Source organism: Klebsiella sp. 141162 (genome assembly GCF_050600755.1).
GTDB classification, from domain to species: Bacteria; Pseudomonadota; Gammaproteobacteria; order Enterobacterales; family Enterobacteriaceae; genus Klebsiella; species Klebsiella aerogenes.
This window is the reverse complement of record NZ_JAQIRI010000001.1, coordinates 1,035,107-1,060,579: the sequence shown is the minus strand read 5'-3', so window position 1 is coordinate 1,060,579 and position 25,473 is coordinate 1,035,107. Positions and strand designations below refer to the sequence as shown.

Annotated in this window: 24 protein-coding genes; 10 read left to right on the top strand and 14 right to left on the bottom strand. The window is 54.4% G+C overall.

From position 1 onward, the window contains the following. Nucleotide 1: 1 nt before the first annotated feature. Nucleotides 2–1,000: a dicarboxylate transporter/tellurite-resistance protein TehA gene (tehA, locus tag PGR23_RS04940; RefSeq protein ID WP_396279644.1), complete on the bottom strand. Its 999-nt coding sequence runs from the start codon at nt 998–1,000 to the stop codon at nt 2–4. A 111-nt stretch (nt 1,001–1,111) separates the two neighbouring features. On the opposite strand from tehA, the gene ydcK reads away from it, so the two are divergent. Then, nucleotides 1,112–2,092 (top strand): YdcK family protein, encoded by a 981-nt coding sequence (ydcK, locus tag PGR23_RS04935; RefSeq protein ID WP_396279643.1) that lies wholly within the window; start codon nt 1,112–1,114, stop codon nt 2,090–2,092. A gap of 4 nt (nt 2,093–2,096) precedes the next feature. On the opposite strand, the gene rimL is transcribed toward ydcK, so the two are convergent. After that, complete coding sequence (gene rimL, locus PGR23_RS04930; protein ID WP_045393973.1) at nt 2,097–2,657, bottom strand: 50S ribosomal protein L7/L12-serine acetyltransferase; 561 nt, start codon at nt 2,655–2,657, stop codon at nt 2,097–2,099. A gap of 68 nt (nt 2,658–2,725) precedes the next feature. Further along, entirely contained in the window at nt 2,726–4,381 is a 1,656-nt protein-coding gene (locus PGR23_RS04925; protein ID WP_045393970.1) for a glucan biosynthesis protein D, read from the bottom strand. A gap of 322 nt (nt 4,382–4,703) precedes the next feature. Here PGR23_RS04925 and PGR23_RS04920 point away from each other — a divergent pair, with 322 nt between their 5' ends. Then, entirely contained in the window at nt 4,704–5,792 is a 1,089-nt protein-coding gene (locus PGR23_RS04920; RefSeq protein WP_396279642.1) for an NAD(P)-dependent alcohol dehydrogenase, read from the top strand. Between the two features lie 41 nt (nt 5,793–5,833). Here PGR23_RS04920 and PGR23_RS04915 read toward each other — a convergent pair whose 3' ends face one another. Both PGR23_RS04915 and PGR23_RS04910 read right to left on the bottom strand, forming a co-directional pair. Next, nucleotides 5,834–6,607 (bottom strand): ABC transporter substrate-binding protein, encoded by a 774-nt coding sequence (locus PGR23_RS04915; protein ID WP_015366384.1) that lies wholly within the window; start codon nt 6,605–6,607, stop codon nt 5,834–5,836. An 11-nt stretch (nt 6,608–6,618) separates the two neighbouring features. After that, nucleotides 6,619–7,788 (bottom strand): pyridoxal phosphate-dependent aminotransferase, encoded by a 1,170-nt coding sequence (locus tag PGR23_RS04910; protein ID WP_063416046.1) that lies wholly within the window; start codon nt 7,786–7,788, stop codon nt 6,619–6,621. A 286-nt stretch (nt 7,789–8,074) separates the two neighbouring features. Between PGR23_RS04910 and PGR23_RS04905 the strand changes: the two genes are divergently transcribed. Then, entirely contained in the window at nt 8,075–9,421 is a 1,347-nt protein-coding gene (locus PGR23_RS04905; RefSeq protein WP_045393963.1) for an L-cystine transporter, read from the top strand. 50 nt (nt 9,422–9,471) lie between these two features. Here PGR23_RS04905 and ycaC read toward each other — a convergent pair whose 3' ends face one another. Beyond that, nucleotides 9,472–10,095, bottom strand: a complete 624-nt coding sequence (gene ycaC, locus PGR23_RS04900; RefSeq protein ID WP_015366381.1) for an isochorismate family cysteine hydrolase YcaC — start codon at nt 10,093–10,095, stop codon at nt 9,472–9,474. Between the two features lie 172 nt (nt 10,096–10,267). On the opposite strand from ycaC, the gene PGR23_RS04895 reads away from it, so the two are divergent. Then, on the top strand, nt 10,268–11,164 hold the full coding sequence (locus PGR23_RS04895) for a LysR family transcriptional regulator (protein ID WP_047048805.1): 897 nt from the start codon (nt 10,268–10,270) through the stop codon (nt 11,162–11,164). Here the strand turns inward: PGR23_RS04895 and PGR23_RS04890 are convergent. Both PGR23_RS04890 and hglS read right to left on the bottom strand, forming a co-directional pair. Then, nucleotides 11,103–12,611: a carboxylesterase/lipase family protein gene (locus PGR23_RS04890; RefSeq protein ID WP_396279641.1), complete on the bottom strand. Its 1,509-nt coding sequence runs from the start codon at nt 12,609–12,611 to the stop codon at nt 11,103–11,105. The genes PGR23_RS04895 and PGR23_RS04890 overlap by 62 nt on opposite strands. A 42-nt stretch (nt 12,612–12,653) precedes the next feature. Beyond that, nucleotides 12,654–13,997, bottom strand: a complete 1,344-nt coding sequence (gene hglS, locus PGR23_RS04885) for a 2-oxoadipate dioxygenase/decarboxylase HglS (RefSeq protein WP_045393952.1) — start codon at nt 13,995–13,997, stop codon at nt 12,654–12,656. Between the two features lie 236 nt (nt 13,998–14,233). On the opposite strand from hglS, the gene pcaH reads away from it, so the two are divergent. The 6 genes from pcaH to PGR23_RS04855 all read left to right on the top strand — a co-directional run bounded on the left by pcaH (nt 14,234) and on the right by PGR23_RS04855 (nt 20,133). Next, nucleotides 14,234–14,974 (top strand): protocatechuate 3,4-dioxygenase subunit beta, encoded by a 741-nt coding sequence (gene pcaH / locus PGR23_RS04880; protein WP_020078656.1) that lies wholly within the window; start codon nt 14,234–14,236, stop codon nt 14,972–14,974. Further along, complete coding sequence (gene pcaG, locus PGR23_RS04875) at nt 14,971–15,591, top strand: protocatechuate 3,4-dioxygenase subunit alpha (protein ID WP_213797146.1); 621 nt, start codon at nt 14,971–14,973, stop codon at nt 15,589–15,591. The genes pcaH and pcaG overlap by 4 nt, the downstream gene beginning before the upstream one ends. A 176-nt stretch (nt 15,592–15,767) precedes the next feature. After that, nucleotides 15,768–16,691, top strand: coding sequence for a LysR substrate-binding domain-containing protein (locus PGR23_RS04870; RefSeq protein ID WP_015366376.1), 924 nt, complete (start codon nt 15,768–15,770; stop codon nt 16,689–16,691). Between the two features lie 300 nt (nt 16,692–16,991). Next, the gene (locus PGR23_RS04865; protein WP_396279640.1) at nt 16,992–19,364 is read left to right on the top strand and encodes a glucose/quinate/shikimate family membrane-bound PQQ-dependent dehydrogenase; all 2,373 of its coding nucleotides are present in this window, start codon (nt 16,992–16,994) and stop codon (nt 19,362–19,364) included. A gap of 129 nt (nt 19,365–19,493) precedes the next feature. After that, nucleotides 19,494–19,763: a hypothetical protein gene (locus tag PGR23_RS04860; RefSeq protein ID WP_047048814.1), complete on the top strand. Its 270-nt coding sequence runs from the start codon at nt 19,494–19,496 to the stop codon at nt 19,761–19,763. A gap of 91 nt (nt 19,764–19,854) precedes the next feature. Continuing rightward, the gene (locus PGR23_RS04855; RefSeq protein WP_396279639.1) at nt 19,855–20,133 is read left to right on the top strand and encodes a hypothetical protein; all 279 of its coding nucleotides are present in this window, start codon (nt 19,855–19,857) and stop codon (nt 20,131–20,133) included. Between the two features lie 56 nt (nt 20,134–20,189). Here PGR23_RS04855 and PGR23_RS04850 read toward each other — a convergent pair whose 3' ends face one another. The 6 genes from PGR23_RS04850 to PGR23_RS04825 all read right to left on the bottom strand — a co-directional run bounded on the left by PGR23_RS04850 (nt 20,190) and on the right by PGR23_RS04825 (nt 25,439). Beyond that, nucleotides 20,190–21,308: an S-(hydroxymethyl)glutathione dehydrogenase/class III alcohol dehydrogenase gene (locus PGR23_RS04850; protein WP_045393936.1), complete on the bottom strand. Its 1,119-nt coding sequence runs from the start codon at nt 21,306–21,308 to the stop codon at nt 20,190–20,192. A 23-nt stretch (nt 21,309–21,331) separates the two neighbouring features. Next, a complete protein-coding gene (locus PGR23_RS04845) occupies nt 21,332–21,607 on the bottom strand; it encodes a metal/formaldehyde-sensitive transcriptional repressor (RefSeq protein WP_015705585.1) in 276 nt (91 codons plus the stop codon). A gap of 104 nt (nt 21,608–21,711) precedes the next feature. Beyond that, nucleotides 21,712–22,185, bottom strand: coding sequence for a GNAT family N-acetyltransferase (locus PGR23_RS04840; protein WP_047048821.1), 474 nt, complete (start codon nt 22,183–22,185; stop codon nt 21,712–21,714). A 15-nt stretch (nt 22,186–22,200) separates the two neighbouring features. Continuing rightward, nucleotides 22,201–23,583, bottom strand: a complete 1,383-nt coding sequence (hpaX, locus tag PGR23_RS04835) for a 4-hydroxyphenylacetate permease (RefSeq protein ID WP_396279638.1) — start codon at nt 23,581–23,583, stop codon at nt 22,201–22,203. Nucleotides 23,584–23,867: 284 nt separating this feature from the next. Further along, entirely contained in the window at nt 23,868–24,395 is a 528-nt protein-coding gene (gene cybB / locus PGR23_RS04830; RefSeq protein ID WP_213797143.1) for a cytochrome b561, read from the bottom strand. A gap of 141 nt (nt 24,396–24,536) precedes the next feature. Next, entirely contained in the window at nt 24,537–25,439 is a 903-nt protein-coding gene (locus PGR23_RS04825; RefSeq protein WP_052766971.1) for an endonuclease/exonuclease/phosphatase family protein, read from the bottom strand. Nucleotides 25,440–25,473 lie beyond the last annotated feature (34 nt).

Sequence of the window (25,473 nt, the reverse complement as noted above, 5' to 3'; positions counted from 1 at the left end):
ATTAATCCTTGTTTGGCAATAAAGTGGCACGGTCTACGCGAATGAACAGTTTACCTCGCACCAGCAGCAGAAAGGTACGCAGCAGCAGCAGGCCGATAATCAGGTTGCTAAAAATAAATAAGGGGATCGCCAGCGTATGGAAAAAACCGTGCGGCTGACCGTGCCCCAAATGCAGGCCGGTGGTCGCCAATGCGGAAATCCCGAACGAGAAGCTCCAGAATGAAGCATTAAACGGCTGCTGCAGATACCACGGCATCAGGCGCAGCATAAACAGCAATTGCAGCAGACCGTAACCAAACAGCATTTTGGCAAACGTATCGGCTTCACCGCCGTTGACGCTGAGCCACGCGCTACAGGCCACCAGCGCCGGCGCAAGTTGGATGCCCAGCGAAGTCCGCAAAGCCGCCGGTAGCTCGCCGTTGCTGCGCAGCCGCTGCAGGATAACCGGCTCCAGGCTGAGCCAGGAAAAGACGCCAGCGCCGAGAAACGCCAGTCCGGCATCATTAAACCCCAGCGCGCCGCAGGCCATGGCGCTGATAAAATTGTTGGCGACGGTCGGCAGATATAAACCGGGCGTCGTTGCCTCTTGCGGATGTTTTCCCCGCCACAGCCCCGCGTTCTGCCAGGCCGCATAGCAAAGCTGCAGCGTAACGCCCGCAGCAAATAACGCCAGCGATAACGGTCGGTACCAGGGGACAAAGCCGATTGCCACCAACAGCGTTGTCGCCGGGAGCAAACTGACAAAACTGCTGGCCACCGGATGACGCATCTCCTGCAGCACGCTCCACGGGAAACGAATCGCCCGTGCAATAAACGCTAACATCAATAGCGCCCAGATCCCCGTCGCCAGCACCACCAGCGCATCGCCAATAATCCTGCTCACCGGCCAGAGGGTGCTGGCATAGCGCCAGGCGAACCCCATACCGATAATTCCCAGCACCATACCAAAATAGCCAGCCGGTAGATTCAGCACCTGGCCGCTCGCTGCGTTTTTATTCATTTTAATTAAACTTTCAATTTAATTTGAAGTTGCATTTTAAAGGAACCTTATAAAACGCGCTACGGAGATTTTTGCTATGTTTGTGTTAACCAACGGTAAAGAGAAATACTGATGAAGAAATATCGTCTGAGCGACCACGTCCGCCTGTATCAGTTTGAAGAAGACGGGATTAAACATAGCGTAACTCTGCGGCAAATCGTGGCGCTGATTGATTTCTCAGACGTTAAGGCGGGTAGCGAAGGCGGCTGGCTCGATGATGAAGCCGCGTTAAGCCAGGGCGGCGACTGCTGGATTTATGATGCCAACAGCGTTGTCTTCGCTGGCGCGCGCGTTGACGACAACGCCCGCCTGACCGGCACCTGCGTAATAAGCCACGGGGCGACAATTAGCGATAACGCCTGGCTTGATAACGTTCAGGCAAGTCACGGCGCCAGAATAAGTGACAACGTCACAATAAAGCATTCACAAATTCGCGGCGTCTGTCGAATCGCCGACCAGGCGCGTATTCTCCCCCACTGTCTGGTGATTGCCGCTCAGGGACTCACCTCTGATACCGATAAAGTGCTGCAAATTTATCAGCGCGCTACGGTTAGCGCCTCACGGATTGTTCACCAGGCGCAAATTTACGGCGATGCCGTGGTTGAGCACGCTTTTGTTGAACACCGTGCCGAAGTGTTCGATAACGCGCGTATTGAAGGTAATGAAGATAACGACGTATGGATATGTGACAACGCCCGGGTCTACGATTGCGCGCGGCTGGTCGCCGGGCGCGGCGAGGATCAGATCCCAACCCTGCGCTACAGTTCCCAGGTGGGCGAAAACGCCGTGGTCGAAGGCAACTGCTTGTTAAAACATCGTGTCATGGTCGGCGGGCACGCCCATCTTCTCGGCGGCCCCATTCTGCTGGATGACGAGGTCCTTATCGAAGGGCACGCGACGATTCGAGGCGATGTGATTATCGAACATCAGGTAGAAATCTGCGGTAACGCCTGTATCGAAGCACTGGAGGGTGACAGAATTCATCTTCGCGGGCGCAAAATCGTCAGCAGCGACGAGCATATCACCCGCACACCGCTGCTGGGTTCGCTATAGCCGATTATTGCGGGTCGATAATCCGCGCGTAGATATTCTGATCGTCATACGCGCCATTTAAAAACTCGGCCTGCTTCAGACAACCTTCCAGTTCGAAACCATTACGCAGCGCCACCTGATTACTGCGCTGGTTGGCGACCCGGCATTTAATCACGAAACGGCGCACGACGCCCGTTTGCGCATAATGATGGATAAATGCCTGTAACGCCTGCGACAACAGTCCCTGCCCCTGATGGCTTTGATCGATCCAGTAACCGATATAGGCCGTCTTATTCAATGGTTCAATCTGGTTAAATGACAGAACGCCGATCATCTGCCCCTGTAAAAACAGCAGGAACATTTTTGCATAACCGCGCTGGTGAAGCATCACGTTTCCCTGCACGTGGCGCCGGGTTTCATCTTCACTCAGCACCTCCGCAGGCCAGCTTAACGTATGCTGCAGCCAATTACGGTTTTTGAGCACCAGTTGATGTAGCTCACTGACGTAACGTTCGTCAACCGCACGCAGCTCCAGCTGTTCGTTGACCGGGATAGTTTCGATGGTGGGGCTGTTTTCGCCAGTCATGACAATATCTCACTGATAAACAACAACGCCCGCAGTAGCGCACCGCGGGCGGGTAGCGACGGCCTGGGTTATTTCATAATCCGGTCATCAACGTAGTTACGCCGATCCGCCGCTGGCGGGAAGTACTGATACAGCCAGGTTTCGCTGATAGCGTCGCCGCGACAGCGCAGGAACATGCGCATCTCCACCGGATCGGTGGAATCTGAAGTCGGATACCAGTCAAAGAGAATACGATAGCCGTCAAACGGCTCGACGTAGAGGATCTCTACCTGCTTAGCCTCGCCGCTGGAGAGCGTAATCACCGGCTCAATACCTTTCGGCGCCGCAGCTTTCAGGTCGCCGCCGACAAAGTCGATGGCGAAACGACGCGCCCATTTGTCCGGATAGTGTTCACCCGGCGCCCATCCTTCCGGGAAGCCGCCCATTCCGGTGCGTGTCGCCAGCACTCGCGCCAGCGGCGAGCGCACCGGCGGCTGCGCGCTCCAGTACAAGCGGTAGCTAAAGTCCAGTTCATCACCCGCTTTTACCGGTTTTTCCGGCTGCCAGAAGCAGACGATATTGTCCAACGTTTCGCCGGTGGTCGGGATTTCCATCAGGCTAACGGCGCCTTTACCCCACTGATTACGTGGCTCCACCCACAGGCTCGGGCGCTTGTTATACCAGCCCATCACGTCCTGATAATGACTGAAATCGCGATCCAGCTGCAGCAGGCCAAAACCTTTCGGGTTTTTATCCTGGAACGCGTTGAACTGCAGCTTTTGCGGATTATTCAGCGGACGGCAAATCCACTCGCCGTTGCCGCGCCACATCGACAGGCGGTCAGAATCGTGGATTTGCGGGTGGATGGTATCGCACATCCGGCGCTCGTTATTACCGCAGCTGAACATGCTGGTCATTGGCGCAATACCCAACTGCTTAATGTCCTTGCGCGCATAGAGATGATTTTCGACATCCATGATCACCTGCGTTTCCTGGCAATTCACGGTGAACTTATAGGCACCGGTGACGCTCGGACTATCGAGCAGCGCGTAGACGGTGAACACCGTCGCGCCAGGTTTGACGGTTTCAAACCAGAATGACGTGAAATCCGGGAACTCTTCCGGCGTATCGGTAAAGGTGTCGACGGCAAGACCGCGCGCCGACAGGCCGTACTGATAAGTGCTGTCGACCGCGCGGAAGTAGCTGGCGCCCAGGAAAGCGACGATATCGCGGCGCGCCAGTTCGGGCGCCTTAAACACGCGAAAACCGGCGAAACCGAGATCGGTCTGCCCTTCCAGCTGTTTGGTATCAACGCCGGCGTCGTTGTACTGGAACAGCTCCGGACGGAAGTGTATCTCCCGCGCCTGCTGAGACTGGGAGTCCAGCGAGAACATACGCACCCGGCGGCGGAAACCCATACCAACATGGAAAAACTGGATATCCAGCTTGCGCTCTTCAACGTTATTCCACAGCGAATGCGCCGCATCATACTGGATGCTGTTATAGGCCTGAGGGGTCAGATTCGCCAGCGTCGGCGGCAGGTCGCGCGGCGCTCCGCCCCACGGCTGGCGGGCTAAGTCATGAGCCATCGCCTGCAGCACGGAAAAGTCAAAGCGGCGCGTCTGACCATCGGCGATAGCGGAATCCGCGGCGAAAGCCGCTTTAGTGAATAACGAGGCGACTCCTGACGTTCCGCATACGGCGGCAACAGCCATGGATGATTTAAGAAAACGTCTGCGGTTCATGCCTGGAAAAGCGTCCTTTTTAAGAGTTCGACGGATACGCAACGTTGCAAACATCTGCGTCGTGAATTCCGCTCACTCTAGACAAAAATGATTGATAATCCAATTGTTGGCAGGCGAAAAGCATGAAAAAAAAGATGTCCACCGGAACAGACTGAATAACCGCCATACGATCGCTATCGCTGACCTGTTTTGGCGAACACACACTGATCCGATACCTACCCATTTTTACCCGCGTTTTGTTTATTTTCAGCACGAACAGGATAAATTTTCATCACACCAGGTGTAATCTCTATTCTCCAGGGAAAAATGTCAGGAGTATCTAATGAAAGTAAAAGCCGCCGTGACGTTGGGTTATCAACAGCCATTCAGCATTAAAAATATTCAGGTTAGCGCCCCTAAAAAAGACGAAGTGATGGTAAAAATTGTCGCTACCGGCGTCTGTCATACCGACGCGGTGATCCGCGATAACGCCGGGATCCTGCCGATGCCGGCCATTCTGGGCCACGAAGGCGCAGGTATCGTGGTTAACGTCGGTGATGCCGTTCGTGGGGTCGAAATTGGCGATCATGTAGTACTGAGCTACGCCGCCTGCCATCGCTGCGAAAACTGCCTCACCAACCATCCTTCCGCGTGCGAAAGTTTCAATGACTTAAACTTTGGTGGACGCTTAGACGATGGCTCCACCCCATATCGTCTTGATGATCAAGAATTATCCGTTTTCTTTGGCCAATCTTCGTTTAGTCAGTATGTGGTCACCAAAGCGACGAATGCTATTGTTGTCGACCGTGAAGTCGAACTTTCGCTTCTTGGTCCGCTGGGTTGCGGAATTCAAACCGGCAGCGGGACGGTGTTGAATCGACTTAAACCGGTTGCCGGGGAGTCGCTGGTGGTATTCGGCTGCGGCGCGGTTGGTTTAAGCGCCATTATGGCCGCAAAGCTTACCGGCTGTAGCCAAATCATCGCCGTCGATATTCATGCCAATCGCCTTGAGCTGACACGTGAACTCGGCGCAACCCACGTGATCGATGGCAAACAGGAAGATAGCGTTGCGGTCATTCGCCAACTGACCGGCAAAGGGGCGCACTACGCCATCGAAACGACCGGCGTCGCCGCCATCGTCCTGCAGGCGATCCACGCGATTAAGCCGTTAGGCACGGTGGCGGTCGTCGGCTTTACCGGCGATATCACCTTTAATGTGCAAAACGATCTGATGGCGGAAGGTAAATCATTGATTGGAGTCATTGAAGGCGACGCCGTACCGCAGCTATTTATTCCGCAGCTGGTACAGTTTTATAAACAAGGGAAATTCCCCATTGATAAGCTTATCGAGTTCTATCCGCTCGAAGAGATTAATCAGGCTTTCGCAGATTCAGCTTCCGGTAAAGTCATCAAACCGGTGGTACTGATGTAATGCGGGCGGCTCTTTGCGCAGCAAAGAGCCGCAAATAAAGATTATTTCACACTAACGTCGATACCGGGGAAGTACTTTGCCGCCAGACGGGTGATAGTGCCGTCGGCGCGCACTTTATCAATTGCGGCGTCGAGCTGTTTTTTAGTTGCCTCATCGCCCTTGCGCAAGCCGTAGCCAATACCGCTACCCAGAATCGTATCATCAGCCACCGGCTTACCGATAAAGCCGAATCCTTTACCCTGCGGCTTACTGAGGAATCCGGCCTGGCCGGCGGCAGACATCACCAGCGAGGCGTCGATACGGCCGTTAAGCAGATCGGCCCACGCCATGTTCTGGTCTTTGTAGGAAACCACCGTGACGCCGTGTTTTTCCCAGTGCTCCTTGGCAAAGGTCTCCTGAATCGAGCCCTGTAGCACGCCGATGGTTTTGCCCTTCAGCCCTTCCGGCGTCGCCTGCATACCGCTGTCGGCCTTGCCCACCAGCTGTGAAGGAATACGGTAGATCGGCTGGGTGAAATCAATACTCTTGCGCCGCTGTTCGGTAATGTTCATCGCCGAATTAATCGCGTCGAATTTCTTCGCTACCAGCCCCGGAATTAGCGCATCAAAGGAAGTTTCTACCCAACTGCACTTCAACTGCGCGGCCTGACAAATCGCGTTGCCGAGGTCAATATCAAAACCCTGCAACTCCCCTGCCGGATTGCGGCTTTCGAACGGCGGATATTCCGCCTCCACGCCGTAGCGTAACTCGCTGGCGGCAAAGCTTGAAACGGTACACAGCATTCCCAAAGCAAGAGTTAGGGCTTTTATTTTCATCATCTGGCTCCTTAACGCGGCTTAACGCGGCACAGCGCCTGGGCGCCGGCCCGCAATGTGGCTTCATCTTTGGCAAAAGAGAGCCGAATCAGTTTGTTATCAGTGCCATCGGTATAAAATGCCGATAGCGGAATCGTGGCGACGCCGTATTCGGTAATCAGCCGCTTAACCATCTCACTGTCATGCTCATCGCTGAAATGGCGATAGTCCGCCAGCATGAAGAAAGAGCCGGCGCTCGGCAATAAACGGAACGGCGAGTCTTGCAGCAGTTGCTGGAGCAAATCACGCTTTTGCTGATAAAAAGCGGCCAGCGACAGCCATGAAGCCGGATTCTGCATATGCTCTGCGAAAGCGTACTGCATCGGTGTATCGGCAGAAAACATCAGAAACTGATGTACCTTGCAGATCTCATCCATCAGCGCCGCCGGCGCCACGCAGTAGCCAACGCGCCAGCCGGTCACGTGGTAAGTCTTACCGAAGGAAGAGATAATCACGCTGCGTTCCGCCAGCTGCGGATGGGTCGCCATGCCGTGATGCTTTTCGCCGTCGAAGACTACGTGCTCGTAGACTTCGTCGGACAAAACCACGATATCGGTATTGCGGATCAGCATCGCCAGTTGATTAAGGTCGTTGGCGGATAATACCTGGCCGCTTGGATTATGCGGCGTATTAATGATGATCATCCGCGTCCGCGGGGTAATCGCGGCACGCACCTCGTCCCAGTTAATCGAAAAATCCGGCACGGTGAGCTTAATCGCCACCGGCGTCGCGCCTTGCAGACGCACTATCGGGGCATAGCTATCAAACGAAGGCTCAAAGTAAATCACCTCGTCGCCAGCATGTACCAGCCCGCCAATGGCGGAATAGATCCCCTGGCTGGCGCTGGCGGTAACCAACACTTCGTTATCGACATCATATTGCGTGCCATATAACGTAGCGATTTTGTCAGCGATACGCTCTTTTAAAGCCCGCAGACCGGTCATTGGCGCGTATTGGTTATGTCCGGCGTTCATCGCCTGCGTCACGCCGGCCACCAGCTGTGGGTCGCAGGCAAAATTAGGCGCGCCCTGAGAGAGATTAATCGCATTATGCTGCGCTGAAAGCTGGCCGATAACGGTAAAAATCGTGGTGCCGACATCCGGCAATTTCGAGCGAGTGGTGACCGAAGCACTAAGAGCCATGATTAATCCTTTCTCGTTTTATTTGCATATCCATTCAAACCAAAGCGCCTTCAGGCGACAAGCGAATTGTTATCATAAGAGCTATGCATTCCGATCATGGCTCTCAGGACGCTTTAAAACATGACAGGGCTAACACTCAGGCTATAAACCACAATTTTAGTATGCCTTATGCTATTCAATTCTTTATAATCCCCAGCGGTTCTAAGGCTACTGACCGCCTTAGAGAAATTTAGAATATATCTCTTTCCGGCATTTCAGGTGCTGAATGGGGCAAGAGGCAAATCATATGTTTATTACGTCAGCGTATATCGCGTTATTTTTAATCGCATCATGGGGACTTTTTAAACTCGACCAAAAAAGCAACTCGTTATCAAAAAGCGTTTTTATCGCAATCTTTCTCGGCGCCCTTCTCGGATTATCACTCCATTTCATTGCCAACGAACAACGTAAAACGGTCATTGACTGGTACAGTATCGTCGGCAACGGCTATGTTAATTTGCTGAAACTTGTCGCCGTACCGCTGATTTTTATTTCAATTTTGTCAGCGATTAACAAACTCGAAAATAGCGCCGGTATTGGCCGAATGTCCCTAACCATTGTTGCCTGCATGCTGTGCCTGGTAATGATTGCGGGTTGGGTCGGCCTGTTTACCGCTAACCTGATCGGTCTCGACGCCAGCGCATTCAGCCATATGCAATCGACGCTGACCGCCGAAGACGTCAGCAAAACCGCAGCCGTTTCGCTACCCCAACTGGTCACTTCGCTGATCCCGACAAATATTTTTCTCGACCTGACCGGCGCGCGCAGCGTATCGGTTATCGGCATCGTCATCTTTACCTTGCTGGCCGGCGTGGCGTTATTAAAGGTGAAAAAAGAGGCGCCGGAGGAAGGTCAAAAATTAAGTAGCGGGATTAACGCGATTCAAATTTGGGTGATGAAGATGGTGCGTATCGTCATAGCGCTGACGCCATACGGTGTCCTCGCACTGATGGCAAAAGTCTTTTCAACCTATCAGCTAGCGCAATTCACCAGCCTGCTAGGCTTTATCGCCGCCTGTTATCTGGCAGTCGCCATGATGTTTATCGTGCATGCGATTCTGCTGACTATTAGCGGTCAAAATCCTCTGCGCTACTTTAAAACGGTGTGGCCGGTGCTTACCTTCGCCTTTGTTTCCCGCAGCAGCGCGGCTTCGATTCCATTAGCGATTACCGCACAGGAAAAATTCGGCGTGCCGAATACCATCGCCAACATTGCCGCCTCCTTTGGTTCCAGTATGGGGCAAAACGGCTGCGCCGGGATCTATCCGGCCATCATGGTGGCCATGATCGCGCCAACGCTGGGTATCGACCCACTGTCGTTCTCGTTTTTAGCAAGCTTACTTCCGGCTATCGCTCTGGGCTCAATTGGCGTCGCAGGCGTCGGCGGCGGCGGGACATTTGCGGCGTTGATTGTCCTGTCTACGCTCAACTTCCCGGTGGCGCTGGTCGGCATTTTTATCGCCATTGAGCCAATTGTCGATATGGCGCGTACCGCGCTGAATGTGAATGGGTCGATGATGTCGGGCGTACTGGCGACGCGGCTATTGAAAAATCAACGTGCAAAGTCGCGCCCTGTCGCCTCGATGAGTGAATAATCCCGTCTGATTGAAGCGGCGGCCAGGCCTGAAAACTGGCCGCCAGCTGCTTATTTCTTGCTCAGCAGGTTAAAGCTGGTCATCAGGTTACGGTAATCCGGAATGTGGTTGGAGAACAGGGTTCCCAATCCTTCGATATCATTGCGCCAGTCGCGGTGCAACTCACAGGCCACGCCAAACCACGACATTAACTGCACGCCCGCCTGCGACATACGATCCCACGCGGCATCACGGGTGATCGGGTTAAAAGTACCGGACGCATCGGTCACCACAAAGACGTCGAATCCCTCTTCAATCGCCGACAGCGCCGGGAAGGCCACGCAGACTTCAGTGACGACACCGGCAATAATCAGCTGTTTCTTACCGGTGGCTTTTACCGCGTTAACGAAATCTTCGTTATCCCAGGCGTTAATATTGCCGGGACGAGCGATATAAGGGGCGTCAGGGAACTGTTCTTTCAGTTCCGGCACCAGCGGACCATTAGGGCCATTCTCAAAACTGGTGGTCAGAATAGTCGGTAGTTTAAAGTATTTAGCCAGATCGCTGAGGGCCAGGACATTGTTCTTGAATTTATCCGGCTCGATATCACGAACCAGTGACAGCAGCCCGGTCTGGTGGTCAACCAGTAATACTGCCGCATCATTTTTATCCAGACGAACGTAAGGTTTAGACATGATGGCTCCTTTTATACACATCAACTAATCGGTGAGAGACGTTGTATCAACGAGACTAATAATAGTGTAAGCACAGGATGACGATTAGATGGCAAAAACGGAACGCATCGTCCCAATTTCGCAACGATGCGTGGCATACTGCCTATGATCAAAATGCATAGCTGGAGCCAACATGTCGCGTAGCGCCCTGCCTTTTCATACCGTAGAAACGTTTCTGATAACCGCGAGGCATCTCAACTTAACCCATGCCGCGCAGGAGCTGTGCCTGACGCAGGGGGCGGTCAGCCGGCAGATTGCCGCGCTGGAGAGCTGGTTTGGCTTCCCGCTATTTGAACGCCACGCCCGCGGGCTGCGGCTATCTCCGCAGGGCAGCGCGCTTTATCCGGAGCTGCAGTCGGCATTTGGCCGCCTGTTAACGGTAGCCGAGCAGGCGCGCCAGCAGCAAACTGTCGTGCGCCTGAAAGCGCCTACCTGCGCGATCCGCTGGCTGGTGCCGAAACTGCTGGAGATAGAACGACGTTATCCGGAACTGCAGGTGGCGTTGACCACCACCACCGAGCATAACGTTAACTTTAAGACTGAACCCTACGATGCGGCGATTATCTTTGGCACCCATCAGAGCGCCGGCGATCTGCTGTTTGAAGAAGCCCTCACGCCGGTGGCCAGTCCCGATACGCCGTGCGATACGCAGCTCTCCGCCATCACATTTTTACATCCGACGCGCGATAAAACCGACTGGCTGCTGTGGCTGGCGCACTATCCGCATGAACCAACGTTAAAAATGCATAAAAACCAATATTTCGACACCATGGACCTCGCCATCACCGCCGCGATGCAGGGGCTCGGCGTAGCCATGGCGGACGAGACGCTAATCGCCGAGGATCTTCGTACCGGGCGACTATGTCGCCCCTTCTCGCTCAGCGTCAAAACCGGCGCCAGCTACCGGCTGGTCGTTCGCCGCTCGCAAAGCAAAGCCGACGGCCTGGCGCGCTTTCGCGCCGCGCTGGTTAATCCAGCGTCACATGATGCTTCATCACCCGGCGAAACAGCGCCAGCCGCGCGCGCATAAAGCGGTTCTCGACTTTAAAGCCCGCGCGCTTGTTGAGGCCGATACGCAATAAACGGTCCCGTCCGCGCAGGCAGGCGGGCCAGCGCACCGGGCCGGTTAACTCACTACACTGATTGCCTGCCAGCCTGGCAAAATTGGCCCAGTAGTCGGCGACCTGCGCGGCGAAGGCTCGGTCCGCCTCACTGGCGTACTGACACACCGGTTCGGCGCGGGTCAGATTGTCGAAAACGTAAACCACTTCGTTGCCATGCCACGCGCCGTGGAGATAAGTTTCATGTTCCGCTTGCGCAACATAATCAAACCAGTAGCGCCAGCACGGTTGCCCAACACGCTGCTGCGCCTGCATCACCACGTAACCCAGGGTGGTGAACGCCATATCGCGGCACACTTCTCTGCCTAACGCTTCATCCCCTTTGACGCCAGGATACAGCAGTTTGATAAGCCCAAGGCCAAAACGGCGTTCGCGACGCAGTTTTTGAATTTGGCCGGCAATATCGACGCCAAATACCGCCATCACGCTGGCCTCATCGCTATTGGAGCCAATCATCACCGGCATCGCATGCTGACGGCCCTTAAAGAACGTGTCGAGCATAGGCTCCGGCAGCACCGCATCGCCGACAATCGGCGCCGGGCCGATATTCAGCGGCGCCGTCAGCGCCCAAAAGGCATCGGCGGGGATTGCCCGCAGCTGTTCCGCGCTGGCATCGGCAAGAGAAAAATGTTCCGCCAGCAGCTTTCCCTTCGCCAGCGCCTTTTCCCGTGGTAAATCCGGTAAGGTATAACCGCTTTGCACGATGGCTTTATGGAACAATCCTTTCGCTTTCGGCGACGCCATTAACGACAGGACGCTGCGCGCCCCCGCGGATTCGCCGAACAAGGTGATATTGGCGGCGTCGCCGCCGAAGGCGTGGATATTATCCTGCACCCAGCGCAGCGCGGCTATCTGATCGAGCAGCGCAAAATTATACAACCGCTCGCCCTCTTCGCCTTCCAGGGCCGGATGAGCGAAAAAGCCGAGATGCCCAAGACGATAATTGACGGTGACCACCACCACCTCGCGGCTGGCCAACGCGCTACCGTCGTAGGGAGGCAGGCTGCCGGCGCCGATGGTGTAGCCGCCGCCGTGCAGCCAGACCATCACCGGGAGCGGCTGCGAGCGGGCAGCGGGCGCCCACACGTTGAGATACAGACAGTCTTCGGAAAAACGGCCAGGATCGCCGCCGCCCAGTTCACGACAATATTCGATATCCTGCCAGCTGGCGGCGGCAAAGGTATCGGCCTGACGCACGCCCTGCCAGCGCTCTGGAGGCTGCGGCGAACGCCAACGCAGCTCGCCTACCGGCGGCTGCGCGTAGGGAATACCGCGCCAGATATGGATCCCCTGTTCATTAGTGCCGGATAGCGTGCCCTGCCGCGTTTTTACTAGCGGTATAGATGAATTCTGCATAACAACGTCCTTTTGCAAGTTATGCCATGCAGAGTACCGATTTTAGAGCAGACCGCAACGGCGTTTACTCCGTTCCTCCGCCTGTTGATATAGTTCGAACTCATCGAGGACCTCACAGCCTAACGCCGCTTCAAAAGCGTCACGGCTGGCGTTACCGTGGCTGCGGGCCTGCGTTTCGTTGCCAAGATTTGATTGGAAAATCCCCGCGGCGCTCACCGGTAAAAAATCTTCATAAACAATCGGCTGCGCGACTACCCAACCGCGCTCGATCAGCGGTTGCGGATCGTCGCCGGGGCCAAAAGCATGGCGATGCGCTTCACCCGCAGGCGTCAGGCGATAGCGGAACCACGCCAGCCCCTGCTGACGCAGCAAAAATTCGCTGTCAGGAAACTGGCTAAAGACCTCCTGCAAATGGCGCTGGTGGTTAAGATTGTCTTTACCGACCCCGGCCTCATTCAGTAAGCGGTCATACAGCGCTCGTCCTTTCGGCGTCAACGCGACGCCGCGTTGTTCAATTTCGCCAAAGCGCGCGCTGTGCGTACCTTTATGTTCGCCGGCGAACATCACCGGCTCTTCCAGCGCTTTAAAACTGGTTTGCCGCAGTAAAATCGGCACCTCGCGGCGCGGCGGTCCCTCAATGAGCGCTTTCGGTTCGATACCGCACTGCGGCATCAACGCCTGAACCCGATCGATATCGAGAGTGCGCGGCGTCAGATGGTTAATGTGGCAACCGGGGAAACAGACCACATCGGCAATCAACCGGTGCTCATTATGCAGCGCGTGATAGGTTTGCTCGTCGACGGTGGCATGACGGTGCCAACGGAAAGTCTCCAACGCTTCGTTGACGAATTCGCGCGCTTCTGCAGCCGTGAATTCACCCCTATCTTCGTGTAACGCAATCAGCTCACGGCAGCGCGGCGTAAAGATATCGCGACGGGCGAGAATATCCGCCGCTCGCTGGCGCAGCGCCTCGTTGCCGATCAGTTCAAGGCGCAGCAACGAGGTGAAAATACGAAACGGGTTACGCGCCAGCGCCGCGTCATCGACCGGGCGAAAGGCGGTAGAATGCACGGGTACCCCAGCCTGCGACAGATCGTAATAGCTAACGGGATACATCCCCATAATGGCAAACATGCGACGCAGGGTCGCCAGTTCTTCCGCCGTTCCCACGCGGATCGCGCCGTGGCGCTCAACGTTCAGCCGTGCCAGTTCGTCGGCATTAGCCAATTGTTCATGTAATTTCGGGTTGTGTTCCAGGACCGCCAGATTCACATCCGCCACCAACTCCAGGAGGGTTCCATACTGCGGAACTTCCTGCTGGTACATTGCCGACATAGCCTGTGAAAAGTTTTCCCGAATCTCATCAGCCGTGATGGTGTTCGCCATGATGTCTTACCTCCAGTGAATACTTCCTGGAGTGTAGGAAAGCGCGTTAAGAGTGGCGGGAAGAATTTACAAACTGTGATGCGGATAACCTGCTACCGCGTTTCGCCTGTACAAATCATAACCGTGGGTTATGAAAAATTAGATTTAATTTCACTTTAAATTAACAAAACATTTACAGAGACTGTTTCTGGCGAAATTACAACAACATGCCTCTCTTCCGTTTGATGGAGTACCCTATGAATAATAAATGGTCACCGCGCGAGGTCGTACATCGCGATTACAATAGCCATCCGCCGGCGCTGGCGCCGGGATACAAAACCAGCGTGCTACGCTCGCCGCGCAATGCGCTCATCTCCCTGCAAAATTCACTTTCTGAGATTACCGGCCCGGTGTTCAGCAGCGACGACCTTGGCCCGCTGGATAACGATCTCATTCTCAACTACGCCAAAGACGGCCTGCCGATTGGCGAACGAATTATCGTCCACGGTTACGTGCGCGACGGCTTTGGCCGGCCAATGAAAAATACGCTGGTCGAAGTGTGGCAGGCCAATGCCGGCGGCCGTTACCGTCATAAGAAAGACCAGTATCTGGCGCCGATTGACCCCAACTTCGGCGGCTGCGGACGGGTTCTGACCGATGAAAATGGTTATTACTGCTTTCGCACGATCAAACCCGGCCCCTACCCGTGGCGTAATCAGGTTAGCGACTGGCGACCGGCGCATATTCACTTTTCGCTCTCAGGCGATGCCTGGGCGCAACGGCTGATTACGCAAATGTACTTTGAAGGCGATCCGCTTATCAAACAGTGTCCGATTGTCAGAACCATCAATAACGATGATGCCGTGCGTACCCTGATTGCCGAGCTGGATACCCATGCCGCCGTGCCGCTCGACAGTCTGGCCTATCGTTTTGACCTTGTGCTGCGCGGCCACCGCGCCACGCTGTTCGAAAATCGTACCCAGGGGGCCGCCCAATGAAAGACTATTTAGCTGAAACCGCCTCGCAGACTGCCGGGCCCTATGTGCATATTGGTCTGGCGCCGGACGCTGCAGGATTTCATATTTTTGAAAAAAACTTTGGCCCCAACTTAGTGAGCGCGGAAACCAAAGGCCAACGCATTACGATTGAAGGGCGGGTTTTCGATGGTTCCGGAACCCCGGTACGCGACGTGCTGCTGGAACTCTGGCAGGCTAACGCCGACGGGCGTTATAACCATCCCGACGACCGCCAGCAGAACAAGGCTCTGGACCCGAACTTCCGCGGCTGGGGCCGTACTTGTTCTGACTTTGCATCCGGCGTCTGGCGTTTTCAAACCATCAAACCCGGCGCGGTCGTCGGCCGTGACGGACGCCTTATGGCGCCGCACCTCAATCTGTGGGTAGTGGCGCGGGGTATTAACATCGGCCTGAATACGCGGATGTATTTCGCTGATGAACAGGCGGCAAATGAACAGGATCCGGTACTGAATCTGATTGAATGGGAAGTTCGCCGCCAGACGCTTATCGCGCAACGTGAAGTGCGTGGAGATGAAGTCGTGTACCGCTTTGATATTTATTTACAGGGCGATAAAGAGACCGTGTTCTTCGATATTTAATTTCCCCCCAAATTACTCCCTTTTCCCTGCCCCGCCGAGTGCGGGGCTTTTTATCACCTCTGGTAGAAATGACTTGTAAGACAATAAGATCAAATGTTAATAATATTTTGCTAACTAGTTATCAAAATTAAACAACTTCGCTTGCTACCGAGACAGCTCTGTTTTTAACATCGATTATGGAAAAAAATGGTCTCTTCAGTCAGCGCATTCGCTTGCGCCATTTACATACTTTCGTCGCCGTCGCACAACAGGGAACCCTGGGGCGGGCGGCAGAAACCCTGAATCTTAGCCAACCTGCGCTATCAAAAACCCTCAACGAACTTGAGCAGTTGACCGGTACCCGGCTTTTTGAGCGCGGGCGGCTTGGCGCGCAGTTGACGCTGGTTGGCGAACAGTTTCTAACCCATGCGGTCAAGGTGCTGGATGCTCTCAATACCGCAGGCCAGGCTCTCAATCGTAAAGAAGGCATGAATAGCGATGTGGTTAGGATTGGCGCCCTGCCAACCGCAGCGCTCGGTATTTTGCCTACGGTGATTGGTCAATTTCACAAACAGCAAAAAGACATCACCTTACAGGTCGCCACCATGAATAACACCATGCTGCTGGCGGGGCTGAAATCCGGCGATGTCGATATTGGTATTGGGCGCATGTCCGATCCGGAACTGATGAGCGGCCTCAACTATGAACTGCTGTTTCTTGAATCGCTAAAACTGGTCGTCCGCCCCGGCCACCCGCTGCTGCAGGAGACGGTAACACTCAGCCGGGTGATGGAATGGCCGGTGGTGGTCTCACCAAAAGGGACCATTCCGCGGCAGAATGCGGAAACGCTGCTGCAAAGCCAGGGCTGTAAAATTCCCCCCGGCTGTATTGAAACGCTGTCGGCCTCGCTTTCACGCCAGCTCACCGTCGATTATGACTATGTCTGGTTCGTCCCTTCCGGCGCGGTGAAAGACGACCTGCGTCGCGGTTTGTTAACCTCATTACCTATCGCCACCGAAGGCGCCGGCGAGCCGATCGGTATTCTTACCCGGGTGGACGCCAGCCTTTCGCAGGGGGCGCAAACTCTACTGAGCGCGATACGCAAATCCATGCCTGGCTGACTCTCAGTGGCCGTTACCCCGAATCAGCACATTGAGGTAACGGCACCGCTACGTTCATTCTTCTGCCACTTAATATATACATCGCGCTAATCAATTAGTGCGAAATCATTCATTAACATTTGCGCTCATTTCATTAACAGATTTATCATAGCCATGATTTCACCATTTGGTTCATGTGAAATGAATTCATCTTTTGAAATCACCTTTATGAAGCTTTGTGGAGCTTCACTCAAAAGCAATTTCCATTTGCACTTGATTCATTTGGTACACGCCTGGCAAGGGGTGGTATAAGGAGACAACATGGCTACGGGCAACGTGCCGCGCGGATTCCCCCGGATCCTGCAGTGGCTACTCGCCGGACTGATGTTAATCATCGGTCTGGCAATCGGCATTTTAGGCGCCAAACTGGCAAGCGTCGGCGGCACCTGGTATTTCGCCATTATGGGACTGGTGATGGTTATCGCCTCCCTGCTTATTTTCCGCAATCGTCGCGGCGGCATCATTCTTTATGCCATCGCCTTCGCAGCTTCCATTGTTTGGGCTATCAGCGACGCCGGCTGGACCTACTGGCCGCTGTTCTCACGCCTGTTCGCGCTTGGCGTTCTGGCTTTTCTGTGCGCCATTGTTTGGCCTTTCCTTTCCAGCGCACCGGTCAAAAAAGGCGCGGCCTTCACCCTCGCGGGCGTGCTGGCCGTGGTACTGCTGGTCAGCTTTGGCTGGATGTTCAAATCCCAGCCGCTGGTCAGCGCCAGCGAGCCCGTGCCGGTAAAACCGGTACAACCGGGTGAAGAACAAAAAAACTGGGAGCACTGGGGTAATACCACTCACGGCGACCGCTTCGCCGCGTTGGATCAGATCAATAAAAACAATATCAACCAGCTACAGGTTGCCTGGATTGCCCATACCGGCGATATTCCGCAGAGTAACGGTTCCGGCGCGGAAGACCAGAATACGCCGCTGCAGATTGGCGATACTCTCTATGTTTGTACGCCATATAGCAAAGTCCTGGCGCTGGATGTCGATAGCGGCAAAGAGAAATGGCGCTACGACTCAAAAGCGACGGCGCCGAACTGGCAACGTTGCCGCGGTTTAGGCTACTACGAAGATAGCCAGGCACAGGCTAATGCCGTTGCCGGGACCCAGCCTGCCGCCTGCGCCCGCCGCCTGTTCCTGCCAACTACCGATGCGCGTCTGATCGCAATCGATGCCGATACCGGTAAAGCCTGTGAAGCATTTGGTGAACACGGTACCGTCGATCTCAGCGTCGGCATGGGGGAAATCAAACCCGGTTATTATCAGCAGACCTCTACCCCGCTGGTTGCCGGTAACCTTGTTGTCGTTGGTGGTCGTATAGCGGATAACTACTCCACCGGTGAACCGCCGGGCGTGGTTCGCGCTTTTGACGTGCATACCGGTAAACTGGCCTGGGCCTGGGATCCGGGCAATCCACAACTGACCGGCGTGCCGCCGGAAGGACAGACCTACACGCGCGGGACGCCGAATGTCTGGTCCGCGATGTCCTATGATGCCAAACTGAATCTTATTTATCTGCCAACCGGAAACGCCACGCCAGACTTCTTCGGCGGCGAACGTACGGCGCTGGATGATAAATACAGTTCCTCTATCGTTGCGGTCGATGCGACCACCGGTAAAGTACGCTGGCATTTCCAGACTACCCATCACGATCTGTGGGATTTCGATCTGCCTTCGCAACCGCTGCTGTACGATCTGCCGGACGGTAAAGGCGGTACGACGCCGGTACTGGTGCAAACCAGCAAGCAGGGCATGATCTTTATGCTTAACCGCGCGACGGGCGAACCGGTCGCTAAAGTGGAAGAGCGTCCGGTCCCGGCTGGTAACGTTAAAGGTGAACGCTACTCGCCGACGCAACCGTACTCCGTCGGCATGCCGATGATCGGCAACGAAACGTTGAAAGAATCGGATATGTGGGGCGCCACCCCGGTTGACCTGCTGCTGTGCCGTATTCAGTTCAAAGAGATGCGCCATCAGGGGGTCTTTACTCCACCGGGTGAGGACCGCTCCTTGCAATATCCGGGCTCGCTTGGCGGGATGAACTGGGGCAGCGTGTCGGTTGATCCGAATAACGGCCTGATGTTCGTCAACGACATGCGTCTTGGACTGGCTAACTACATGGTGCCGCGAGCGAAAGTGGCCAAAGATGCCAGCGGTATCGAAATGGGTATCGTACCGATGGAAGGTACGCCGTATGGCGCAATGCGTGAGCGTTTCCTGTCGCCGTTAGGTATCCCCTGCCAGAAGCCGCCGTTCGGCACCATGTCGGCGGTCGATCTGAAAAGCGGTAAGCTGGTCTGGCAGGTTCCGGTAGGTACGGTAGAAGATACCGGTCCGTTGGGTATCCGCATGCATATGCCGATCCCTATCGGCATGCCAACGCTGGGAGCTTCGCTTTCTACCCAGTCTGGCCTGCTGTTCTTCGCCGGCACCCAGGATTTCTATCTGCGCGCCTTTGATACCGCCAACGGCAAAGAGATTTGGAAATCTCGCCTGCCGGTGGGCAGCCAATCCGGCCCGATGACCTACGTTTCACCGAAAACCGGTAAGCAGTACATCATTATCAACGCCGGCGGCGCGCGTCAGTCTCCCGATCGCGGCGATTACATCATCGCTTACGCTTTACCCGATCAAAAATAAAACCAGGGCCCCGTTCAGGGGCCTTTCTTTATCTCCCACGGTTTCAGATTCCATTTAGGCGCCGATCTTCAGGCTTTTGTTACTATGGAACCTCATTTATCAGGCAGGATAAACAGGGAGGAAGCCATTATGGCTTTGATGAAAGGCTCAAGCGCGCTGCTTTTGGCTGCGTTACTAACGGGATGCGCCAACGAGGAACCACCACAGCTTTATCGCCACGACTTTGTGTTGAAGAATCCGCGTACGGGTATGCCGCTGCCCTATCTCCCTTACCAAATCACCACACCAGACGGTAGAGTCTTTAAGGGCAGAACCGATAAAAACGGTTTAACCGTAGAAGCGATATCAACCATGCCGGGAGAATTTAAGATCAATATGATCCCTGAGTCAGCACTATAAGTTTCTTCGACAGGCTGCGATTTTAGAATGTTTTATTGCGTTATGTTATTATTGCGAACAGTTATCAATAACAACATAACAAGGATAAAAGATGAAAGGAGCCTTCCATCACCTGCCGATCGGCGTACTCTTATTAGCCGCAACCACCTCAGCCCAGGCGCTGAAAGCGCCAGAAGTGGATTTACGCGACCCGACGCTGTGGGAAGAAAAAAAGGTCAATCCGCTAAACGATATCTCTGCCCCCTGCGAAGTGGCAAGCGGCCCGGATTGTCCAGTCTGGGAGGATCAAAAGTCAGATATTCAACGCGAAAGAGAACGGCGAGAGCAACGACGTTGGCAATCGGGCTATGAGCACTGGCGCAAGTATTAACACAGCCAGAAGTCAACCCGGGCGATAAATGGCCCGGGTTTCGCTATCGGTGATACTTAGTTATCACCGAAGTGAATAACCGTACGAATCGATTTACCTTCATGCATCAGATCGAAGGCTTCGTTGATCTGGTCGAGCGGTAACCGGTGGGTGATAAACGGATCGAGGCGAATCTTACCCGCCATCGCGTCTTCAACCATCCCCGGCAGCTGGCTACGCCCTTTCACGCCGCCGAAGGCGGAACCACGCCATACCCGGCCGGTGACCAACTGGAACGGACGAGTTTTAATTTCCTGACCCGCTCCGGCAACGCCAATGATAACGCTCTCACCCCAACCTTTATGACAGCACTCCAGTGCCGCGCGCATGACGTTGACGTTACCGATACATTCAAAACTGAAATCAACGCCGCCATCGGTTAACTCGACAATCACGTCCTGAATCGGTTTATCGTAGTCGTTCGGGTTGATAAAGTCGGTGGCGCCCATCTCTTTGGCGAGGGTAAATTTATCCGGATTAGTGTCGACCGCCAGAATGCGTCCGGCCTTCGCCTGCACCGCTCCCTGAATCACCGCCAGGCCAATACCGCCCAGCCCGAACACCGCGACGCTGTCGCCCTCTTTCACCTTCGCCGTGTTATGTACCGCGCCGATACCGGTGGTGACGCCGCAGCCCAACAGACATACTTTTTCCAGCGGCGCCTGCGGGTTTACTTTTGCCAGAGAAATCTCGGCGCAGACGGTGTATTCGCTGAAGGTGCTGGTGCCCATATAGTGATAAATCGGCTCGCCGTTATAGGAGAATCGCGTGGTGCCATCCGGCATCAGACCTTTCCCCTGGGTGGCGCGGACCGCCTGGCAGAGGTTAGTTTTGCCAGACTTGCAGAATTTACATTCGCCGCACTCGGCGGTATACAGCGGAATAACGTGATCGCCTGGCTTCAGGCTGGTCACGCCCTCGCCGACTTCAACGACGATACCGCCGCCTTCATGGCCCAACACCGCCGGGAACACGCCTTCCGGATCGTCGCCAGAGAGAGTAAAAGCATCGGTGTGGCAAACGCCGGTGTGGGTGATTTTGACCAGGACTTCGCCTTTCTTTGGCGGCGCGACGTCAATCTCCACGATTTTTAACGGCTGGCCGGGGCCAAAGGCAACTGCTGCACGTGATTTCATACTGTCCATTCCTCGTCGTGATTTTATTTTAAATAGGATCGTAGCAGGTGACCAACTTCCGCCATACGAGCGGCGCGTTGGTCCGGGGTGGTATCGCCGCTAACCAGTTCATCCTGCAGATGCATCTCTACCAGCTCCCCCATCAAACCGTTGGCGGCGCCGCGAATGGAGGCAATCTGTTGCAGGATAGTCATGCAGGGTTCGCCGGACTCCAGCGCGCGTTCCAGCGCCTCAACCTGTCCGCGAATACGGCGTACGCGGCTAAGCGCACGCTTCTTGTCTTCTGGTGAATGTGGCACGAGATGCCCTCCATATCATATAGGGGGGTATACTATATTTATTTGACTAAAGTGGCAAATTGAAACGCCGCTAACAACCATAGCATAGCGGCGCAGGATTACCGTTAATCGAGCGTGAGGGTCATAGCTATACAGCGTAACTCGGCGTTGGCCATTTTTGAATAATGGTATTTTTCACCTTGAGAAACAAAGCCATGGCGTAGATAAAAGCCCGCCGCATTGGGGGTCGCCTCAAGCGTAATGGTTTCGAGCCCCCGTCGGCGGGCTTCGGCAATAACCGCCCCCATGATCAAATCCGCGCATCCCTGCCCGCCCCACTCAGGAAGCGTAAAGATCGCTTCCACGCTTAAGGACTCAATATCGAGATAGCCTGTAGCGACGGGTTGGCCCTGCGTATTTTCCACGATATAAAACGGATTATCGGCAACGGCGTGACGATACCCTTCGGGCATCTGTTCCGGCGTCCAGGCGTGAATCACTTCAGCGCCATAGCTTTGACGACAGCCATGGCGAATCGCCTGATTACGGATATTCCACAACGCAGGGGCTTCATCGGGTACCGCGCGTCTCACTCTCATCACTACTCCTGTTTTTTATGGCGTCGCTCGTGGACGGCTGGCCTTCATCGGGATGCGCGATACCACCAGCGCCCCCAAAACCAGGAACCCGGCAACGAGGTAAAATCCGGCGTTGAAGCTACCGGTTAAATCCTTCAGCCAACCGAATAATAACGGACTCATGGCCGATCCCATATTACCCGTCGCGTTAATCACCGCAATGCCGATCGCTCGCGAGCGCAGGCTGATGGATTGATCCGGCGTGGTCCAGAAAATCACCATCGCCGCATAGGCCCCCGCCGAGGCCATAATCACCCCCAACAGTTGCATGATGCTATTTGAACCGTGCGCCGCCAGCATCCAGCCCGCGGCGGCAAACAGGTAGGGCAATAACGTGTGCAGCTTACGTTCCTGTAAGCGATCAGAACGTTTGCTCCACCAGATCATCGCCATAATGGTACAGATATGCGGTACGGCGCTGAGCAGGCCAATGGCGATATTGCTGCTGCCCTGGTTAAAGCTTTTGAGAATGAGAGGCGTCCAGACGCTAAGCGCGCTTAAAGTATTACAGAGAAAGAAATAGGCCAGCGTATACATCAACACCACCGGGGTGAAGACGTCGCGCCAGAGGCTGCCTTTCCCCTGCTGCAGCGCGCTGAGACTGGCGCTACCGTTCGGTTGCACTAGTCGTAGTTTGTCCTTTTCCATCATCTCGTTAAGGCAACATTTGTCTTCATCGCTCAGCCATTTGGCCTTTTTCGGGCTATCATCGAGATAGAACCAGACCACCGCCCCCAACAGCACCGATGGGAATCCTTCCAGCAGGAACAACCACTGCCAGCCTTTAAGCGCCAGCATACCATCCATACTGAGAATATAGCCGGAGACCAGCGAGCCCAGCGCCATCGTCACCGGCATAGCAATCATAAACAACGCATTGGCGCGCGCCCGGTAGTAGGCCGGAAACCAGTAGGTTAAGTAGAGCAGAAGCCCCGGAAGAAAACCGGCTTCGGCAATCCCCACCAGCATGCGCAGCAGATACAGGCTATTCGGCCCGGTCGCAAACATGGTCGCTGTCGATGCAATCCCCCAAACCACCATAATGCTGGCAATCCAGCGACGGGCGCCAACGATCCCCAGCATGATGTTACTGGGAATACCAAAGATGACATACATCGCGTAGAACAACGTCGTCGCGAGGCCGAACATGGTGCTACTCAGCCCCAAATCCTGGCTCATCGTGAGCCCGGCAAAGCCAATATTGATACGGTCAAGAAACGAAAAGATAAAAAGCAGAAACAGAAAAGGGATCAAGCGGCGGAACAATTTATTGATCACCACCTGCTCGTGCGGGCTCAGGCGTTCAGCGCCACCGGCGTCGGCGACAGGCGGAGAAGTGGCCGGTATATTATCGGTCATGTCAGGGTTTCCTTTTGCTCATCGGTATTGAAAATGCAGGCGTTTTAGCCAATGACGCTGCGGATACCGCTGAACGTGCCAGGGTATCGTTTCGACGACCTCCCGGCTGGATTCAATCCACCGCACTGAGATTCTTATAGAACCTTTCGTTTCGTTTAGACATTTTTATTTACATAATTGATACAAATTTGCAGCATAAGTAACATTTCACGAATCATTTATTGGCGAGTGACGGAAACAAAAAACCCGCCGGCCGGCGGGTTCAGTCGTGATAAGCGGGGAACTCAGCGCTTGCGCGGCATCATGCGCAGCAGCGTATTATCTTTCCATAAATAGTGATGCAGCAGCGCCGCCAGCGCGTGCAGGCCAATCACGAAATAGCCGATATTGGCAAGTAAGCCGTGCAGCCCCTTAAGGCTGTCCACCAAAGCGAAGTTGCTCTGCGCCGCAAAGGGCATTGTCAGGCCGAAAGCAAACCACGGGTTACCGCGGTAATACATCATTACCATGCCAATCGCCGGTAGCGCGATAAACAGCAGATAGATCACCAGATGGCCAAGATGGGCGAAACCGGTCATCATCGGCGAGGGTTTAGGAACAATCGGCGGCGCCGGAGACTTCAGGCGCACCAGCAGGCGTGCGATCATCAGGACAAAAATGGAAATACCACAGGAGACGTGGATCATGTTTATCACCGGGCGGTCGCTGCGCGGAAAGAAGCCGCGCAGTTCCATCGCCGCATAGGCGACGATAACCAGTAAAAAGACCAGCCAGTGTATTCCTATCTGCAGGCCAGAATATTTATCGCGCATGAACAAACCTTAATGGAAGTGTGATGTTGTTAACATAACCGCCTTCCCTTAAATTTTCATTAACCTTTACCGAGGATTAAACAACAGCGTTGGCGCGAATTGAAGATCATAGGGCTCTTTTGCAAAGAGCCCAGGGCAATGTTACTGCTCGGTGAGCTGCAGTTCTGCAATGACCGGCAGATGGTCGCTGGCCGCTGACCAGTTAAATTCCGGCGAATTATGCGGGATCTCCAGCTTCTTCACATCCCACTTTTGCCCTTTGAAGGTGAAAATGTGGTCGATATCAATGGCCGGGTTAACGGCAGGCCAGCTACGCGTATCCGTCCCCTGCTTCGACACTTCGTTAAAGAAATAACCGATCTCTTTCACCGGCTGTTCTTCACGGGTTGAATTAAAATCGCCGGCCAGGATCTTAATTGAGGAGGCGATATCTTTAAAATCAGACGCCGCATCGCCAATACTCAAATCGAGCAGATAGCGAGCCTGCTCGGTACGCATGGTGGGGTCTTTTTGCCAGTCAAGATGAGTCACCATGATAATCGGCGCGGAATCAAAGCCAGGTACGTCGACCTGCGCCAGCAGCGCCACACGCTGTTCCGCATTGCCTGATGGCAGCTTCACCACCTGCGAATGCAGGATTTTGTATTTTGACAGCAGCCCCAGACCGTACTCTCCGCCATCGAAATCTAACGCTTTACCAAAGGCATAATGCATGTTGTTGGCATCGGCAATCGTCTTAAGCTGATCGATTTTCTGGCTGCGCTGAGTTTTGTTATCGACTTCCGGGACGGCAATAATATCGGCGTTAATTTTTTTAATCGCTGAATTAAGTGCCGTAAAATCGGCCACATTATCAGAAGCTTCATTCTTGCCGATATTATAGGTTGCTATGCGCAATTTCGGCTGATTTTGGGTATAGACTTTATCTGGCACCCCGCCTTTTTGTACTGCAAGTATTTCATTACCCGCAAGTTTCTCAGCCGCCAGAACGTTAGCCGACAGACACGCCAGCGCCACCATCGTCAGTGCAATGCTCTTTTTCATTGGTATGTTATTCCCCTATTTAAGTATTCTTATA